Raw genomic sequence first — 2743 nt, forward strand, 5'->3', positions numbered from 1 at the left:
CCCTCTCCCCAAGGGAGAGGGGGGTTTTGAGTGGCTGGCAGTGGGGGCAAAAGTGAGCCGACCGACCTGCCAGCTTCATCCGCTGAATTGGGGTGCCACAGAGGCGACAGGGATCCCCTTCCCGACCGTACACCCACGCTTGCCCTTGATAGTTGCCGTTGAGCCCACGCAGATCCCGGTAATCCCGCAAGGTGGTGCCCCGCTGCTCCAGCCCGGCCCGTAACACCTCGATCAAAGCTTCTCGCAGGCGTGCCTTGGCCACATCCGAAAGCTGAACTGCTGGCGTCAAAGGGTGAATGCCGCTCAGAAACAGGGCTTCGTCGGCGTAAATGTTGCCCACCCCGGCTACCAGCGATTGATCCAGCAGCGCGGTTTTAATAAGACGGCGGCTCTTCTGCAGGGCAGCCTGGAAATAGGCCTCAGAAAAAGCTGGCGAAAAGGGCTCCGGCCCCAAGGTCTGCAGGGTGGGGATCACTGCCTCCAGCTCAACACCGGCGGGCACCAGCCACATCTGGCCAAAGGTGCGCTGATCCACAAAGCGCAAGTCCCACCCTTCCTCGAAGGCCAAACGAACACGAGTGTGAGCTGATAAAGGGGTGGATCCCTGCACCCAGAGCAACTGCCCGGTCATGCGCAGATGCACACCCAGAACAGCTCTCGAATCCAGGGATCCCAGGAGATACTTTCCTCGCCGCTGCCACTGGGTAAAACGGGTGCCAATCAAGCTCCGCCCAAACATCTCCCCTGCAGGGTAGGCAATGGTGCGGGCCAGGAGCACCTCCACCGCAAGTATCCGCGGCCCCAAGGTGAGGCGTTGCAAATCTTGCCGAACTGTTTCAACTTCCGGCAGTTCAGGCACAGAACGACTTGCTCAAGAACACAGTCCCCGGCATCAGAACTTTGGCTTAGCTGGCCGCAGCTTTGGCCTTGGCTTTGGGAGCTTCCAACACTTCCAGTTCATCTTCGCGGAAGTTGTTGGTGTTGATGTTGTAGTAGTTGATCTTGTCAAAGCGGACGATCACCGGGTAGAGAATGCCGCTGGTATCCACCGCCGCAACCGTTCCCACATCCCGATACCAGTAGGATTCTTTCCGCAGCACACGGACTTTGGCACCACGCTGAATTGCCATGAGGGTTATCTCCATTGACCTGAACTCAGATTACCCTAGTCCGTGAGAAGGCTGCGATTTCCGAATTTTTGTAACAGGGATCCGCTTTTGTCTGGCTGGGTTTTCGGGGCCAACAGCAGATGAACCGTCGCACCTGTGGAGCCTGGCTGTTGGGTTCTGCTTTGACCTGGGGCTTGCAGGGGAAATCTGCAGGGCTGCCCCATCCGCGCGATTTTGCCGCCGTCCTCGACCTAAACACCGGTCGTTTAACAAGGGTTTGGCAGCCGGAGCAGGCTTCCAGAATCAGGGCCAGCCCTGGCTCAACCGTCAAATGCGCCGTTACCGCCGCTGCTCTGCAGACTGGGATCAGCTCTGGGGAGCGCTTGATCCACTGTCCGGGTTGGTGGGATCCGCCGCCGCAACTGGGGTTGGGCCGCCTACCCTGCTGGGATCCCCGCGGCCATGGGGCTTTGAACTTGCGCCAGGCCCTGGCCCACTCTTGCAACGTGCATTTTTACCAGTTGGGCTGGGAGCTGGGGGCCGATACCCTGGTGGAGTGGCTGCGGCGCTTCGGCCTAGGGAGTGTGCAGAATACAACTCCGGCTCCGCTCTTGGCGACCGGTCTGGCTGGGCCGGTGGATCCCTGGGAGCTGTTGGTTTATGGGGGCGTGATTGCCCGCCGAGGTGTACCCCTTTCTGGCGAGGTCTCTCTGCCCGCTTTCTCTTTACCGGCTTGGATTTGGGAGGCTCTCCATGCTGGCATGAGCCTGGCGGCAACAGCGGGCACCTGTCGCGGCATTGCCCCAGAAGGGATCCCAGTGGCAGCCAAGTCTGGCACCATCCTCAATCCTCAACGACGAGGACGACCAATTCTCTGGGCAGAAGATTTTCAAGCCTGGTTGCTGGCCTTTTGGCCCCTGCCGGATCCCAACTGGACGCTGGTGCTGCACCTGCATCAGGGCAAAGCCTATGAGGCGGCCATTCCCCTGGCGCGGCAGATCATCGCCGCCATCGGCAGCGGGTGACCACCTTGCTTGCGATCATGAAGAAATGCAAACTATACTGAAGGTCAAGTGCCGTTCTCGTTTTCGTTCTTTACGGATCCCACTCCCTGTCGTTCCCATTTACCCTGGAGGTTCTCATGTCTAATCCCAATTTGTCGGAGCCCAAGTTTGGCTTTAACGAGTATGCCGAGCGCCTCAACGGTCGGGCTGCCATGATTGGCTTTGTGTTGGCCATTGTCATCGAAGCGGTGACGGGCCAAGGCGTTGCTTCCTGGCTGGGCCTGATCTAAGAGACCTCAACTTACCGCCTTTTGGCTTTTCCTTGGGTCTGCTGGCTTGCAGGCCCTTTATTGTATTGAGCAGGGTATTGAGCAGGAAGCGTGACTGCACCAGTTGTAGCCGTTCTGAATGGCAACAAGGCTTGAGCGGGCACCAACTACTCCAAGCAATTCCGACAGCGCCGAATCTTTCCCTTTCTCCCTCTGAGGGAGGAGCTGGTGTGAGGGTATCCCACTAGTTCCATTAGATGATCCCTTCCTGCCGCTTGGCGATTGGCATGCGCCAGCCGGTGCCGAAGGCGCGATCGGTGATGCGCAGCCCAGGGGGAGCTTGGTGTCGCTTGAACTCGGC

At 59.0% G+C, this 2743-nt stretch carries 4 protein-coding genes; 2 read left to right on the forward strand and 2 right to left on the reverse strand.

Annotation, left to right across the window (positions count from 1 at the left end; all coding sequences use genetic code 11):
- Together NW819_RS02655 and NW819_RS02660 are read right to left on the reverse strand one after the other, a co-directional pair.
- On the reverse strand, window positions 1-859 hold an 859-nt coding region (locus tag NW819_RS02655; RefSeq protein ID WP_414412802.1), incomplete at its 3' end, for a DNA-formamidopyrimidine glycosylase.
- A gap of 46 nt (window positions 860-905) precedes the next feature.
- Complete coding sequence (locus tag NW819_RS02660) at window positions 906-1130, reverse strand: photosystem I reaction center subunit IV (RefSeq protein ID WP_011432873.1); 225 nt, start codon at window positions 1128-1130, stop codon at window positions 906-908.
- A 119-nt stretch (window positions 1131-1249) separates the two neighbouring features.
- Between NW819_RS02660 and NW819_RS02665 the strand changes: the two genes are divergently transcribed.
- Together NW819_RS02665 and NW819_RS02670 are read left to right on the forward strand one after the other, a co-directional pair.
- Window positions 1250-2134, forward strand: coding sequence for a penicillin-binding transpeptidase domain-containing protein (locus NW819_RS02665; protein ID WP_414412803.1), 885 nt, complete (start codon window positions 1250-1252; stop codon window positions 2132-2134).
- Between the two features lie 116 nt (window positions 2135-2250).
- Entirely contained in the window at window positions 2251-2403 is a 153-nt protein-coding gene (locus NW819_RS02670) for a chlorophyll a/b-binding protein (RefSeq protein WP_011429120.1), read from the forward strand.
- Window positions 2404-2743: the final 340 nt, after the last annotated feature.

This window comes from Synechococcus sp. R8-2 (genome assembly GCF_047461715.1).
Classification (GTDB): Bacteria; Cyanobacteriota; Cyanobacteriia; order Thermostichales; family Thermostichaceae; genus Thermostichus.

Excerpts from the sequence above, each read along its gene's own strand:
- NW819_RS02660 (WP_011432873.1), bottom strand. The coding sequence starts at position 1,130 with ATGGCAATTCAGCGTGGTGCCAAAGTCCGTGTGCTGCGGAAAGAATCC.
- NW819_RS02665 (WP_414412803.1), top strand. The coding sequence starts at position 1,250 with ATGAACCGTCGCACCTGTGGAGCCTGGCTGTTGGGTTCTGCTTTGACC.
- NW819_RS02670 (WP_011429120.1), top strand. The coding sequence starts at position 2,251 with ATGTCTAATCCCAATTTGTCGGAGCCCAAGTTTGGCTTTAACGAGTAT.